This window comes from Noviherbaspirillum cavernae, from assembly GCF_003590875.1.
Classification (GTDB): domain Bacteria; phylum Pseudomonadota; class Gammaproteobacteria; order Burkholderiales; family Burkholderiaceae_D; genus Noviherbaspirillum; species Noviherbaspirillum cavernae.
Genome location: NZ_QYUN01000002.1, coordinates 1,407,146 through 1,421,654 on the forward strand (window position 1 = coordinate 1,407,146; position 14,509 = coordinate 1,421,654).

Here is a 14,509-nt window from a genome sequence, read left to right on the forward strand (position 1 = left end):
TGAGCTCCTTCATCGGGTTGGTGATATGGCGGCCTCGTTGGCATGCCGCGACACGGCTTCGTCTCTGTGGATCATGGCTCGTGGAAGCGCAATCCTCACTTCACCGCAAAGCAGTACAACAGTCCATCGCCGCCAGTGCTTTGCAATGCCGCGGAATTGCAGCCTCGCGACGGATGGGAGGAATTCCAGGACGTGGCCCAGGAAGCCTGGACTGGTCCCGCGCGATCATGATGCCCCACCATCGCCGAGCCATCGGTCCCGCTCTTGGTCCAGTTGCCGCAGGTCATATCGGGAGATGGCGAGCCCGGAAAGGCCGTGCCATCCGGCCGGGAGCCGGTCAGGATGTCATGCTTGTTGGGTTTCTCCGTGCGGCCATTGACGGGTTGCCCCTTCTCGTCCAGTGCCGTCTGTTTCGTCACATTGCTGTTGGCGGAATGCAAGTCGTCGACGTTCCGGGCGATCATGACGCCCTTGGCGTTGTGCCACGGACCGGAACCGATGCGGTCGCGTGCATTGACGAAATTCGGGTCGTTCAGCGCAGCTCCTTGGGTGCTCAGGTAGGCGCGCCAGGTGCGTTGACCTGCACCCGCGGCACCTGATGCTGTTGCGAGCGCCGCGCAGTGCCGATCCGCGCCTTCCAGTCCGCCCAGATCGGCTCCCTTGCCGGGCCCGACACTGCTCACAAAAAATGTCATGCCAGCGGCACTTGGCTGTGAAGACGTCGTCGGCTGTGACGACCCCGTCGGGCCTGCACATCCAGCCAGCATCATCACGCAACCTGCAACCGCCCCTGTCCAGCGCACCATGTTGTCCATCGCAGTCTCCTTTCGGCTTGGTATTCGATCCACAATAGTGTCGCCTTTCCCACGACTTCAGGCTTGTTCAGGATCATTCTTGCGTACGACTTCATCAATCGATAACCAGGCTGCGATAACCAGGCTGACCGACGTTCATCAGGTGAACATTTCTCTTGGGGAGATAACCGAAAGCCTTTCGCACCGGCCATGAGCGCCCATTGGTCCGGCATGTCCGTATTGCCGCAGAGGAGCTATCCCCCGATACGGATCGGAATCCGGCGACGTCCGAACTGCCCGCTGAACTGTTCGAACCGCCCCGCAATCGATGCATGGCAATCAGGGCATGTTCCCTCTTGCGTCAGGCGACAGGATTCAATTTCATGCCAGTCGCGCACGATGAGCGGTGCGTGACATGTCGGGCAGTATGTCGTGGCGCCATCGATGTCATGAACGTTACCCGTGTAGACGTATTGCAATCCTTCCGCAAGTGCGATCTTGCGCGCGCGGGCCAGCGTGGATGGCGGTGTCGGCGGCACATCGGTCATCTTGTAGTCGGGATGGAAGGCCGTGAAATGCAGCGGCACGTCGTTGCCTAATTCCTTCGCGATCCATCGGGACTCGGCGCGAATTTCGTCCTTGCTGTCGTTTCGGCCGGGAATGAGCAGCGTCGTGATTTCGAGCCAGACGCCGGTTTCATGCTTCAGATACTTGAGCGTCTCCAGTACCGGCTGCAGGCGGGCACCGGTGAGATTGAAATAAAAATCATCGGTGAATGCCTTCAGGTCGACGTTTGCCGCATCCATTTTTGCGTAGAAGTCTCGTCGTGCTTCCTCGCCGATATAGCCGGCGGTCACCGCCACCGTCTTGATGCCGCGCGCGTGGCAGGCATCGGCCACATCCATCGCGTATTCGGCGAAGATCACCGGGTCGTTGTAGGTGAAGGCGACGCTCTTGCAGCCATAGGCCGTTGCCGCGTTAGCGATTGCGTCTGGTGTGGCTGCGGCGGCGAGCTTGTCCATCTCGCGGGACTTGCTGATGTCCCAGTTCTGGCAAAACTTGCACGCCAGATTGCAACCGGCGGTGCCGAACGATAGAACGCTGCTGCCGGGATAGAAATGATTGAGCGGCTTTTTCTCGATCGGATCGATGCAGAAGCCCGATGAGCGGCCATAGGCGGTAAGGATCATCTGGTCATCGATCCGCTGGCGCACAAAACAGGCACCACGCTGGCCGGCGTGCAGGCGGCAGTTGCGCGGACACAGGTCGCACTGCATGCGTCCATCATGCAAGAGATGCCAGTAACGGCCGGGGTAGAGAGCTTCCTTCATGCAAGCGACAGCGCGGGTGGCTGCTCCGGAACGACTTGGGCGACGGAGGGTGCGCCAATGCGTACCGATAGGCGACCGGTGCGCACCCATGGCAACAGATTCATGTTCAATCATTGTCCATCGGATTGCCCCAATTTGCAGTGGCCAATTGACTTTGATCGTCAAGCACTGCATGCATTGCTTGACGACATGACGATCATATGCGGCTGTCGAATGTCATTGATCTTTATCACCCGAATACATCGACAATCTGATTAAGCTCGGCTGACATGTAGGCAAAACAGTCTTTTCGAGTAGGGAGGAAGCGATGGAAAATGCCACGCGTCGCGCAGGCATGACAGGCAGACTTCTGCCGATCACCGCAACAAGCCGGTTCGTTGCTGCATCGCTCGCGGGCTGTGCGGCTCTCTGCGCAGCGCCGGCGGTCCATGCCGCCGCAGCCGACGACGAGGAGTTGCAGAAGAAACTCGCCAACCCGGTGGCAGACCTGATCACGGTGCCGATCCAGTACAGTGCCAATCTCAATACCGGGCCGTTGGACAAGACGCAGCACACGCTGAACATCCAGCCGGTCTATCCGCTGAAGCTCAACCAGGAATGGTCGCTCATCAACCGTGCCATCGTGCCGATCCTGTCCAACCCCGCGCTCGCGTCGGGACAGGACCGCGAAAACGGCTTGGGCGACATCCTTTACCAGGGTTTCTTCTCGCCAACGGCGAAGCCAGGAGGGTTGATCTGGGGTGTCGGTCCGGCTCTCCAGTTGAAAACCGCCACTGACGAGCGGCTCGGCAGCGGCAAGTGGGCCATCGGCCCGACCGCCGTCGCCTTGAAACAGGAGGGGCCCTGGTCGATCGGCCTGCTTGCCACGCAGCTTTGGTCGTTCGCGGGCGACGGTGACCGGCAGAGCGTGAATCAACTGCAACTGCAACCGATCCTGAGTTATCGCCTCTCACCGAAAAATACCATCGGCTACGCAGGCATCGTCACGGCGAACTGGAAGGAAGACCGATCCAGCCAGCGCTGGACGGTGCCGCTTGGCGTCACTTATTCCATCCTCACGCGCCCCAAGGGCATGCAGCCGGTCAACTTCGTCTTTGGCGGCGGCTACAACGTGATCCGCCCCGATGATGCGTCCAACTGGTTTGTGCGCTTCCAGGTGAATTTCATCTTCCCAAAGTGACATGACCATATCGACCGTGCAGGCCGGGGAAAGGCGGTGCGCCTGTCTGTCAGGCCCTGCAAACGTGCATTGATACCCGCCTTGGCGTGTGGCCCTGGTAGGACCAAAGTCCAATGGTTGACGGCATTGCCTGCCACTATGCTCATGGTGCGAAGTCTGCTGTCATTCGCACGCGTTTGAGGAGACCCCACGGCATGCGATACGGACGCATCCATCGACGACATGCTGCGTCCGTGCGCCTGCGAGGAGGTCAAGCCAAGATGCCGTGCCAAGCATTTCAACCAAGGAGAAATCAAGATGATCAAGCATGTATTCGCATGGATTGCCGCGCTGCTGCTGACCGCCTGCGCACAGACGCCGACAGTGGGGGAAACGGAAGTGCGCTACGGCCGCGTCACACGCATCGACAACGTGCAGATCGACTCGTCTGCGCACATGGGGCTGGGTTCCATCATCGGCAGCGTGGCGGGAGGCGTGCTGGGTTACCAGATCGGCGGTGGCACAGGGCACGATGTGGCCGCCGTGGCGGGCGCTCTGGGCGGCGCGGCGCTGGGCACGGCGGCGCAGTCGCGCATGGAGAAGCAGTCCGGTCAGCACATTACCGTGGCACTGAACAATGGCGTGGTGGTGGGTATCACGCAGCCGGCGTCGAACCTGCGGGTTGGTGATCAGGTACGCATCGACGGCAGCGGCAACAGCGCGCGCGTGACGCGCTACTGACGCGGAGTAATCCATGACGTGGTCGAGGCGCTTGATGGCTGTCGCCGAAGCGGTTCTGGCTGCGTCGAGCATGAGCGCGGCCCTCGCGCAGGGTGTGCCGGAGCCGGTTGGGCGGCACGATGCCGCCGGCTCCGCAACGTCGGCCGCAAGCTCTGCACCTGCAGCGCAGCCGGGGACGAAACACTCGGGCATCCTTGATCAGAAGGACGGTAACCCGGACTTGTCAGAATGGCTGTTGACGAGGAAGGGCTTTTTGCCGGTGCCTATCATCATCACCGAACCTGCGGTCGGTTACGGCGGCGGGCTGGCGGCCCTGTTCTTCGGCCAGTCGATGAGCGAAGCGGCGTCGCAGGCGAAGAAGAGCGGACATGTGACGCCACCGGACATCTACGGCATCGCGCTGGCGGCCACCCAGAACGGCACCAAGGCCATCGGCGGCGGTGCCTTCCTGTCCTTTCTCGACGACCGCTGGCGCTATCGCGGCGTGGTCGGACGCACGGACGTCAATCTCGACTTCTATGGCGGCGGCGATGCCTTGGGCGATGACTTCAAGATCGGCTACAGCCTGAAAGGCTGGATGTCGTCGCAGCAGGCGCTATACCGGCTGGGCAGCAGCGACAACTTCATCGGACTGCGCTGGATCTACCTCGATCTCGACAACAGCTTCGACAGCGGTCGCGAGCCGCCATTGCTGCCGCCGCAATCCTTCGCCAGCAAGAGCTCCGGCCTCGGACTCTCCTTCGAGCACGATTCGCGCGACAACATCTTCACGCCATCGCGCGGCGTGATGGCGGCGTTGGACACGATGTTCTACACACCGGGACTCGGCAGCGACAACAGTTTCCAGACCTATCGCGCCCACGTGTTTGCCTACACGCCGATCGCGAAGTCGGTGGTGCTGGGCGGACGGCTGGACGGCCGTGCGGCGCGCGGCGATGTGCCGTTCTATCAGTTGCCCTTCATCGACATGCGCGGCGTCCCGGCGGCCCGCTATCAGGACGACAACGTGGCGGTGGCGGAAGTCGAGGCGCGCTGGAATGTCACCGATCGCTGGGGCGTGATCGGCTTCGCCGGCGTGGGACGCGCCTGGGGAAAAACGCAAGGCTTCGACGACGTCGGCAACAAGGTGTCGAAAGGCGCGGGGGTGCGCTACCAGATCGCGCGTGCGCTCGGCATGTGGGTGGGCATGGATTACGCATGGGGACCGGACGGCGAGCGGGCGTTCTACATTCAGATCGGCAATGCATGGCGATGACGGATGGCCTCGCGTCATACGGAGGGCAACATGGATCAGGACACGATCGCGCTCCAGCAATGGATTCAAGCGCAGACCGGAATAAAACGCAACGCCCCCGGACTCGCCGGGATCGCGGGACGGCTTCTTCTTCAGGTGAATGGGATGCAGGTCGCGGTCATGCAGATCGACGATGGTTTTCTCGAACTGACTAATGACAGCAGCGATGCCGATGCAGTCAGCAATTTCCTGGACGTCGTTTCGATTGTCGATTTTCTCACCGGCACGCTGAACCCGGCGGTGGCGATGTTGCAGGGAAAAATGGATGCCAACGGGGATCTTTATTTCACCGTGAAAACCTTGTTCGGCCTCCAGGTCGGGCAGCCCTTCGATCCGGTCGAATTCATGCGGGAGAACGGCGATGCCTAGCGATGTGGTCAGCATCCTCGACGGCAACACCTTCGTCGTCAGCGACCGACGCGGCGACCTTGATGCCACGCCGGCGGTGAATCACGGGCTGTTCATGAACGACACGCGCTTCCTGTCGCAATGGATTCTGACCATCGACGGCAAGCAACCCGCAGTACTGTCGTATGACGATCTGCACTATTTCCGCGCGCAATGTTTCATGGCGCTCACGTCGGGCACCATATATGTGGATTCCAAACTCTCGGTGCAGCGCCGCCGCACGGTCAACATGGGCTTCCGCGAGGATCTGACGCTGGACAATCACGCGCATGAGGCCGTTGAAGTCGAAGTCAGGCTGCAGGCCGCGGCTGACTTTGCAGATCTGTTCGAAGTGAAGGACAAGCTCGAGAAGAAGGGCGAGTTTTACCGGCAGATCGACAAGGATCGGCTGGTGCTCGGCTATCGACGGCAAACCTTCCGGCGAGAGACATGGATTTCCGCCACGCAGCCGGCGCAGATCGCCGATGACGGGTTGATGTTTCGCGTCAGGATTCCTGCCAAATCGCGATGGACAACGAGCATCGACGTCGTTGCCGTGATCCATTCCGCGCTGCGCGATGCGCAGGCATATGTCGATTACATGCTGGACAAGGACGGCCTGGAAAGCCGGATGGAAATGAGCGTGAACGACTGGATGGCAAGCGCTCCGCAACTCACCTGTTCACACGACGCCCTGGAGGCAACTTACCGCAAGAGCCTGGTCGATCTTGCCGCGCTGCGTTTTCGCAATCGTCTGGTGCCGGATCCGTTGCCGGCGGCCGGCTTGCCGTGGTTCATGACCATCTTCGGCCGCGACAGCCTGATCACGAGTTTTCAGGCATTGCCATTCGTGCCGCAACTGGCCCGCGCCACCTTGAAAACCTTGAGCCTGCTGCAGGCCAGACTCGATGATCCTTTCCGCGACGCGGAGCCGGGAAAGATTTTGCATGAGCTGCGCTTCGGGGAGATGACGGCCTTCGAGGAGCGTCCGCATTCGCCGTATTACGGCTCGGCGGATGCCACGCCGCTGTTCCTGGTGCTGCTTGAGGAATATGTGCGTTGGACCGGCGACAGGGAATTCGCCAAGGAGCTGGAGCGTGAGGCACGCGCCGCTGTCGATTGGATCGACCGTTACGGCGACCGCGATGGCGACGGTTATGTCGAGTACGAACGGCGCAACGTGGTCACCGGGCTGGTGAACCAGTGCTGGAAGGATTCGTGGGATTCCATTGCATTCGCCGATGGCACCATTGCGCCGACGCCGTGTGCTACCTGTGAAATTCAGGGATATGTGTACGACGCCAAGCGCAGAACCGCCGTGCTGGCGCGCGAGGTGTGGGGCGATCATGCATGGGCCGAGCGGCTTGACCGGGAAGCGGACGAGTTGAAGACGCGATTCAATCGCGACTTCTGGATCGCCGATCGCGGCTTCTTCGCGCTGGCGCTGGACGGCAGCAAGCGTCAGGTCGATTCACTCACCTCCAATATCGGCCATCTGCTGTGGAGCGGCATTGCAGACATCGACAAGGCGGCGCATTGCGTGCAGCACCTGATGAGTGATGCGCTGTTCTCCGGCTGGGGCGTGCGCACGATGGCGGAAACGGAAGCTTCCTACAACCCGATCGGCTATCACGTCGGCACGGTCTGGCCGCACGACACTTCGCTGATCGCATGGGGCTTGCGCCGCTACGGCTATCGCGCCGAGGCCGCGCGCTGCGCCTTTGCAATGCTGGAAGCGGCAGAGCTGTTTCATCACCGGCTGCCGGAGGCGTTCGCCGGCTATCCGCGCGCCATGACGAAATATCCGGTCGAGTATCCGACCGCGTGCAGTCCGCAGGCATGGGCCACGGGTGCGCCGCTGCTGTTGCTGCGGGTTTTGCTGGGGCTGGAGTCCGATGGTCGCCATCTGATCATCGATCCGGCGATTCCCGCGCAGATAGAGCGGCTGGAATTGCTGGATATCCACGGCTGCTGGGGTGTGATGGATGCATTCGGACGCGGGCGGATTGGGGGTTGCTGAACAGGGCCGCCTGTCACGGGTATTGGACCAAGGGCCAATTGTGAGACGGCGCACCAGGGTGGAGACTGAGGCATCCGCATGCCGGCGAATGCGTGTCGACTTGTCGCGGGGAATGCTGATATAGACGACCATCACGAAAGGAATGCCATGAAACAGAAAATGATTGCAATGTTGCTGGGCGTGTCCGTTGCCGCATGGCTGCCATCCCATGCCTGGGCGGCTGGTGAACCGACGGCAAGTGCGGTGGGGGAAATCATCCAGGACACGGTAACGGTGCAGTCGGTCGATGTGCCGAACCGGATGGTGACGGTGCAGGGGGCCAACGGCGTGACGCATACGCTGCATGTGCCGCCGGAGGTCCAGAACCTGCCGCAGCTCAAGGCGGGCGACCGCATCCGGGCGCGTTACAGCGTCGCATTGGCGGCGGAAATCCTGAAGCCGGGCGAGGTGTCGAAGATCCGGGAAACGACCGAGAGTGCGACAACCGCGCCGCCGGGGGCGAAGCCGGGCGGCATGGCGCAGCGCACTGTCAAATCGGTGATTACGGTCAAGGCCGTCGATCCGGCCAAACACACGCTCACCTTCGAAGGCCCGCAGGCAGGCACGCGCACGGTGACGGTAAAGGATCCGGCCATGCAGGACAAGCTCAAGCAATTGAAGCCGGGGGACAACGTCGAGGTCGTGTACCGCGAAGCGCTGGCCATCGATGTTCAGCCGGTCAAGCAGTAGCCTGATCTGTCGGAGCGCGTCGGCCGCATTTGCCGGTATGGTCCTGTTGGCGGGGTGCGCGTCGCCGCAGGCATTCCAGATCAAGCGCATCGAGCCCGGTTTGGCATCGACCTGTTCTGTGCCGATCCCGGAACGTGATGTGCTGGTCGGCGTGGCGCTCTCGGGCGGCGGCAGCCGGGCCGCGCTTTTCGGTGCGGCCGGGCTGGAAGCGCTCGGCCGTTTGCGGACTGCGGACGGCCGTTCGGTGCTGGAGCGCACGGACTACCTGTCGAGCGTTTCCGGCGGCAGCCTGGCCGCCACCTATTACGCCCTCCAGAAGCCGCCGCGCGACATGCGCGTGCTGACGCCCGGCGGCGAGTTGACACCACCCTGGACGGCATTCTTCGAGCAGTACAAGGGAATGATGAGCCAGAACATCGGCGGCCCGGTCGCTTTGCGTCAGTTTTCTTCATTCCGCTGGCTCAATTCCTCGCTGGGCGCGATTTCGCTGGCCGAGATCCTGCGCGAGAGGGTGCTTGGCGACGCGACCATGCGGGACGTCAACCGGCGCGAAGCGCTCGGCGACGCTCCCGGATTGATCGTCAACACCACGCTCTATAACAATGGCCGCCGGCTTGCCGTCACGGGCTTGCCGTCCGATGCCTTCCGCTACGATTTCATAGGAAGCCTGCAGCGTGAGCAGAAAGAGGAAGGCAAGAGGGCGGAGATTCCTCCCATCCTGGCCAGGCGCTGGGAACAGTTGCTGCCCATGACACCCGCCGATCTTCGCATGGACCAGTGCCATATGTTGGTGGCAGGCGCGGTAGCCGCTTCCGCGTCGTTTCCTCCGGTAATCGGCCCAACCACGTTTCAGGTGGAGGGGGACGACACCTATTGGCATGTCGGCGACGGCGGCCTCTATGAAAATCAGGGTGTCGAGCCGCTCGTCTTTCTGTTCGTGAAGCAGTTACAGCAGAAGAAAAGCCGGCGGGCATACATCATTGCGTTCGACAGTTCCTTTCCGTTTTCCGTCGATGAGCGCCGCTTGAACCGGCGGGCAGAGCCGTTCTCGCTGTTCACCTTCGACTTCAACCGCATCCCGGGGATCATGGAAGAGCGGGCCACGACCTATCAGGGGCTGTTTTTCCGCAGCATGCAGATCGAGGGCGTATTCCCGGATGAGCACACGATGTTTGGATTATCCCTCCGGCACATCGATGCACAGTGGCGCGAAGACTTGAGCGACGTGCCGCAGGCTTGCCTCAACGAGGCGAAGCCGATTCTGAGCCCTGCGGATGTAAGGGAGCGCCTGGCAGAGATCCCGACGCGGTTTCGCCTGTTCTCCGAATGCGACAGGCAACTGCTGATCACGGCCGCATCCAAGCTGGTCGAACAGCATCGACAGGAGATTCTCGATTTCATCGACGGCCGTCCGGTGCCCAAGGCGCAACCTTGATCGATGACAGCGTCATGCTGGCAGTGTTGGACCAAGGTCCAATAGATCGGCGCATGGTGCCGCTCTATGATTGACCATCGTCAGCATTGGCAGCATCGCCGAAAAGCAGCAGTGCTGCGGCGCATGCTGACACGCAGAACAGATTTTTCCCCGTCAACATTTCACGATTTCAAAAGAGGCTGCAATGGCGGAAACCGCAGTGGCATCGTATTCGGATTTGATGGAGCAATATCTCGCGGTATCGCCCGCACCGGGCAAACCGCCGCGACCGGACATGGTATGGATTCCGGGCGGCGCATTCACGATGGGGTCTGATGCGCACTATCCGGAGGAAGCGCCTGCGCATCGGGTCTCCGTATCTGCTTGCTGGATGGATCGCACGGCGGTCACGAATGAGCAGTTCGCGCGATTCGTGAATGCGACGGGCTATGTCACGCTGGCGGAACGCCCGCTCGATCCCGCGATGTATCCCGGTGCCTTGCCCGAGCTGCTCGTGCCTGGCGGGTTGGTCTTCACCAAGCCGCCGGGACGCGTGGACTTGCGCCACATCGGCAATTGGTGGGCGTATGTGCCCGGCGCGAGCTGGAGCAAGCCGCTGGGGCTCGACAGCAGCATCGAAGGGCTGGAAGACCATCCGGTGGTGCAGATTGCATACGAGGATGCCGAAGCCTATGCGAAGTGGGCCGGGGCCGAACTGCCGACGGAGGCGGAATGGGAATTCGCGGCGCGCGGCGGTCTGGAAGGCGCGGAGTTCGCATGGGGCGCGGAACTGATGCCCGACAACAAGCCGATGGCGAATTTCTGGCAGGGGGAATTTCCGTGGCAGAACCTGCGCCTCGACGGATACGAGCGTACCGCGCCGGTTGCGTCCTTCCCGCCGAATGGGTACGGCCTGTTCGAGATGGCGGGCAACGTCTGGGAGTGGACGTCCGACTGGTATCGCGAGCACAAGCTCGCGCCCGTTGCGCAGAAAGCATGCTGCGCACCGAAAAATCCGCGCGGCGGCTCGATCGATCAGAGCTATGACAAACGCCAGCCGGAAATCAAAATTCCGCGCAGGGTATTGAAAGGCGGCTCGCACCTGTGTGCACCGAATTACTGCAGACGCTACCGGCCTGCCGCGCGCTACCCGCAGCAGATCGATACCGCGACTTCGCATGTCGGATTTCGCTGCATTGTCAGGGCGGGGATGACGCAAATTTGACTGCGCCTGAAAAGGCGCTTCAAGATCAGAGATGGCGAATCCATGGCCATCGAGCAGCACCGGATATCAAACGAAACAAGAATGGCTTCTCCATCCATCCATCAAACAATGCATCGTCTGTCAGGGGGTATCGATTCAGGACTTTGAAGGAGTTTGCAAATGCAGCAGAAAGCCACGCAAAAGAAACCCAACATCCTGGTCCTCTGGGGCGATGACATCGGCTATTGGAACCCGAGTTGCTACCACCGGGGCATGATGGGTTACCAGACCCCCAACATCGACCGCATCGCGAACGAAGGCGCGCTGTTCACCGACTGGTACGGCCAGCAGAGCTGCACCGCCGGCCGCTCGTGCTTCATTACCGGCCAGAGCGGTTTCCGCACGGGCCTGCTCAAGGTCGGTCTGCCGGGTGCGAAGGAAGGCTTGAAAGCACGCGACGTCACGATTGCCGAGTTGCTCAAGGCGCAAGGCTACATGACCGCGCAGTTCGGCAAGAACCACCTCGGCGACGCCGACGACACGCTGCCCACCGCGCACGGCTTCGACGAGTTCTTCGGATCGCTCTACCATCTCAACGCGGAGCAGGAGCCCGAGAACCCCGATTACTTCAAGGATCCGGCGCTGAAGGAAAAATACGGCACGCGCGGCGTGATCCACTGCTGGGCCAACCCGGACGGCACGCAGAAGATCGAAAGTACCGGTCCGCTCAACATCAAGCGCATGGAGACGATAGACGAGGAAGTCACCAAGCTTTCGCTCGACTACCTGGAAAAGGCGAAGAAGGCCGACAAGCCGTTCTTCCTCTGGTGGAACTCCACCCGCATGCATATCTGGACGCACTTGAAAAAGGAGAACCAAGGCAAGACCGGCCTCGGCGTCTATCCCGACGGCATGGTCGAGCACGACGCCATGGTCGGTCAGATCCTCGACAAGCTCAAGGAACTCGGCCTCGACGACAACACCATCGTCATGTATTCCACCGACAACGGCGCGGAGAAAATGTCATGGCCCGATGGCGGCGCCTCGCCCTTCCGCGGTGAGAAAAACGAGAACTGGGAAGGCGGCTACCGCGTGCCCTGCGCCATCCGCTGGCCCGGCGTCATCAAGCCCGGCACCGTCAACAACGACATCTTCTCCCACGAAGACATGCTGCCCACGCTCCTGGCCGCCGCGGGCGACCCGGAGGTGAAGGAGAAGCTGCTCAAAGGCATGAAGGTCGGCGACAAGACCTTCAAGGTCCACCTGGACGGCTACAACATCACCGATACACTCGCCGGCAAGGCGGCCAACCCGCGCCACGAGTTCTTCTACTTCAATGACGACGGTTCCCTCGTGGGGCTGCGTTACGACAACTGGAAGATCGTCTTCGCGGAACAGCGCGCTCATGGCTTCGATGTCTGGCAGGAACCGTTCGTGCCGTTGCGCCTGCCCAAGCTCTTCAACCTCCGCACCGATCCGTTCGAGGAGGCCGACCACCTCGCCATCGATTACGACCGCTGGCGGATTGACCGCGTGTTTCTGCTCGTGCCAGCGCAGGAATACATCGGGAAATTCCTCGCCACGTTCAAGGAATTCCCGCCCAGCCAGAAGCCAGGCAGCTTCAGCCTCGACCAGGTGTTGGAGACCTTGCAGTCCCAAAGCACTTAGCAATGTCTACGGGTGATGGTGGCCGGCGCCGAAGCAGCGGCGCTGGCTCGTCCGATCTTCGCGATAGTGCTGTTGCTGATCGGCTTGCTGGCGATCGCCAACATGGTGTTCAAGGTCAGTCCGTTCCCTGACGGCAGGGAGGAACGGGTGGCTTGATTTTCGATAAAGACGAGTCTCCGCGATTCGTCCATTTCCAACCATACTCAGGAGTGCACGATGGCAACAAAGAACGCTTCAACGCAGAAAAAACCCAACATCCTCGTCATCTGGGGCGACGATATCGGCATCAGCAACCTGAGTTGCTACAGCGATGGCTTGATGGGATATCGCACGCCCAACATCGACCGCATCGCCAAGGAAGGCATGCGCTTCACCGATTCCTACGGCGAGCAGTCGTGTACTGCGGGCCGTGCGTCCTTCATCACCGGGCAGAGCGGCTTTCGCACCGGTCTGACCAAGGTCGGGCTTCCTGGCGCACCCGTGGGCCTGCAGGCCGAGGACCCGACTATCGCGGAACTGCTCAAGCCGCTTGGCTATGCGACCGCCCAATTCGGCAAGAATCACCTGGGCGACCAGAACAAATTTTTGCCGACCGCCCACGGCTTCGACGAGTTTTTCGGCAACCTCTATCACCTCAACGCGGAAGAGGATCCGGAAGATCCGGACTACCCGAAGGACCCCAGGTTCAAGGAACAATTCGGACCGCGCGGCGTGATGCACTGCTGGGCGACCGACCAGGACGATGGGGCCGAGGAACCGCGCTGGGGACGGGTAGGCAAGCAGAAGATCGAGGATACCGGTCCGCTCAACAGGAAGCGGATGGAAACCTGCGACGACGAGTTCGTCGAAGCCGCCAGCGGCTGGATCAAGCGGCAGCATGCGGCAGGGGAGCCGTTCTTTTGCTGGGTCAATACGACCCACATGCACTTTCGCACGCATACGAAGCCGGAGAGTATCGGCCAGGCAGGACCATCGCAATCGACTTATCACGACACCATGATCGACCACGACAAGAACGTGGGACAGTTGCTGGACCTGATCGATGAGCTGGGCATCGCAGACGACACCATCGTGATGTACAGCACGGACAATGGGCCGCACATGAATAGCTGGCCCGATGGTGCGATGACGCCTTTCCGCAGCGAGAAGAATACGAACTGGGAAGGTGCCTTCCGGATTCCGCTGGTAGTGCGCTGGCCGGGCAAGATTCCGGCGGGCGAGGTGTCGAATGAAATCGTCCAGCACCACGACTGGCTGCCCACGTTCCTGGCGGCGGCCGGCGAGCCGGAGATCGTGGAGAAGTTGAAGAAAGGACACAAGGCTGGCGACAAGACATTCAAGGTCCATATCGATGGCTATAACCTGCTGCCGTATCTGACGGGGAAGGAGAAGAGCAGTCCGCGCCCGGGCCTCATCTACTTCTCTGACGATGGCGATATGGTCGCCCTGCGCTACGGTAACTGGAAGATGGTCTTCATGGAACAGCGCTGCCGCGGAACGCTGCAAGTGTGGGCGGAGCCTTTCACGGTATTGCGGGTTCCAAAGCTCTTCAACCTGCGTACCGACCCGTACGAGCGCGCCGATACGACCTCGAACACGTACTGGGACTGGTACATGACCAAGGGGTACATGATCATGGGGGCGCAGGCCCTCGCCGGGCAGTTCCTGGCGACATTCAAGGAGTTCCCGCCACGCCAGAAGGCGGCAAGCTTCACGATTGACCAGGCGATGGAGAAAATGGCGAGCTCCATCAGCGGGGCGTGACATC

General features: G+C 61.2%; 13 protein-coding genes. 11 read left to right on the forward strand and 2 right to left on the reverse strand.

Going from position 1 to position 14,509, the window contains the following annotated elements:
* Positions 1 to 95: 95 nt before the first annotated feature.
* Positions 96 to 815, reverse strand: a complete 720-nt coding sequence (locus tag D3870_RS06635; protein ID WP_119737683.1) for a hypothetical protein — start codon at positions 813 to 815, stop codon at positions 96 to 98.
* 233 nt (positions 816 to 1,048) lie between these two features.
* On the reverse strand, positions 1,049 to 2,125 hold the full coding sequence (gene amrS / locus D3870_RS06640) for an AmmeMemoRadiSam system radical SAM enzyme (RefSeq protein WP_119737685.1): 1,077 nt from the start codon (positions 2,123 to 2,125) through the stop codon (positions 1,049 to 1,051).
* 307 nt (positions 2,126 to 2,432) lie between these two features.
* Here amrS and D3870_RS06645 point away from each other — a divergent pair, with 307 nt between their 5' ends.
* The 11 genes from D3870_RS06645 (at position 2,433) to D3870_RS06690 (ending at position 14,505) form a co-directional block, all read left to right on the forward strand.
* A complete protein-coding gene (locus D3870_RS06645; protein WP_119737687.1) occupies positions 2,433 to 3,305 on the forward strand; it encodes a transporter family protein in 873 nt (290 codons plus the stop codon).
* A gap of 297 nt (positions 3,306 to 3,602) precedes the next feature.
* Positions 3,603 to 4,025 carry an outer membrane lipoprotein gene (locus tag D3870_RS06650; RefSeq protein ID WP_147375723.1) on the forward strand — a complete coding sequence of 141 codons (423 nt, stop codon included), beginning with the start codon at positions 3,603 to 3,605 and terminating at the stop codon, positions 4,023 to 4,025.
* 13 nt (positions 4,026 to 4,038) lie between these two features.
* Positions 4,039 to 5,280 (forward strand): BamA/TamA family outer membrane protein, encoded by a 1,242-nt coding sequence (locus D3870_RS06655; protein WP_119737691.1) that lies wholly within the window; start codon positions 4,039 to 4,041, stop codon positions 5,278 to 5,280.
* Between the two features lie 30 nt (positions 5,281 to 5,310).
* Entirely contained in the window at positions 5,311 to 5,688 is a 378-nt protein-coding gene (locus D3870_RS06660; protein ID WP_147375724.1) for a hypothetical protein, read from the forward strand.
* Positions 5,681 to 7,726: an amylo-alpha-1,6-glucosidase gene (locus D3870_RS06665; RefSeq protein ID WP_119737695.1), complete on the forward strand. Its 2,046-nt coding sequence runs from the start codon at positions 5,681 to 5,683 to the stop codon at positions 7,724 to 7,726. Before D3870_RS06660 ends, D3870_RS06665 begins: the two co-directional genes overlap by 8 nt.
* Before the next feature lie 147 nt (positions 7,727 to 7,873).
* A complete protein-coding gene (locus tag D3870_RS06670; RefSeq protein WP_119737697.1) occupies positions 7,874 to 8,455 on the forward strand; it encodes a hypothetical protein in 582 nt (193 codons plus the stop codon).
* Between the two features lie 37 nt (positions 8,456 to 8,492).
* A complete protein-coding gene (locus tag D3870_RS06675; protein WP_158590394.1) occupies positions 8,493 to 9,890 on the forward strand; it encodes a patatin-like phospholipase family protein in 1,398 nt (465 codons plus the stop codon).
* A gap of 184 nt (positions 9,891 to 10,074) precedes the next feature.
* On the forward strand, positions 10,075 to 11,094 hold the full coding sequence (locus D3870_RS06680; protein ID WP_242489888.1) for a formylglycine-generating enzyme family protein: 1,020 nt from the start codon (positions 10,075 to 10,077) through the stop codon (positions 11,092 to 11,094).
* A gap of 159 nt (positions 11,095 to 11,253) precedes the next feature.
* Entirely contained in the window at positions 11,254 to 12,741 is a 1,488-nt protein-coding gene (locus D3870_RS06685) for an arylsulfatase (RefSeq protein ID WP_119737700.1), read from the forward strand.
* Between the two features lie 15 nt (positions 12,742 to 12,756).
* The gene (locus tag D3870_RS22270) at positions 12,757 to 12,897 is read left to right on the forward strand and encodes a hypothetical protein (RefSeq protein ID WP_158590395.1); all 141 of its coding nucleotides are present in this window, start codon (positions 12,757 to 12,759) and stop codon (positions 12,895 to 12,897) included.
* Positions 12,898 to 12,957: 60 nt separating this feature from the next.
* Complete coding sequence (locus D3870_RS06690) at positions 12,958 to 14,505, forward strand: arylsulfatase (protein ID WP_119737702.1); 1,548 nt, start codon at positions 12,958 to 12,960, stop codon at positions 14,503 to 14,505.
* Positions 14,506 to 14,509 lie beyond the last annotated feature (4 nt).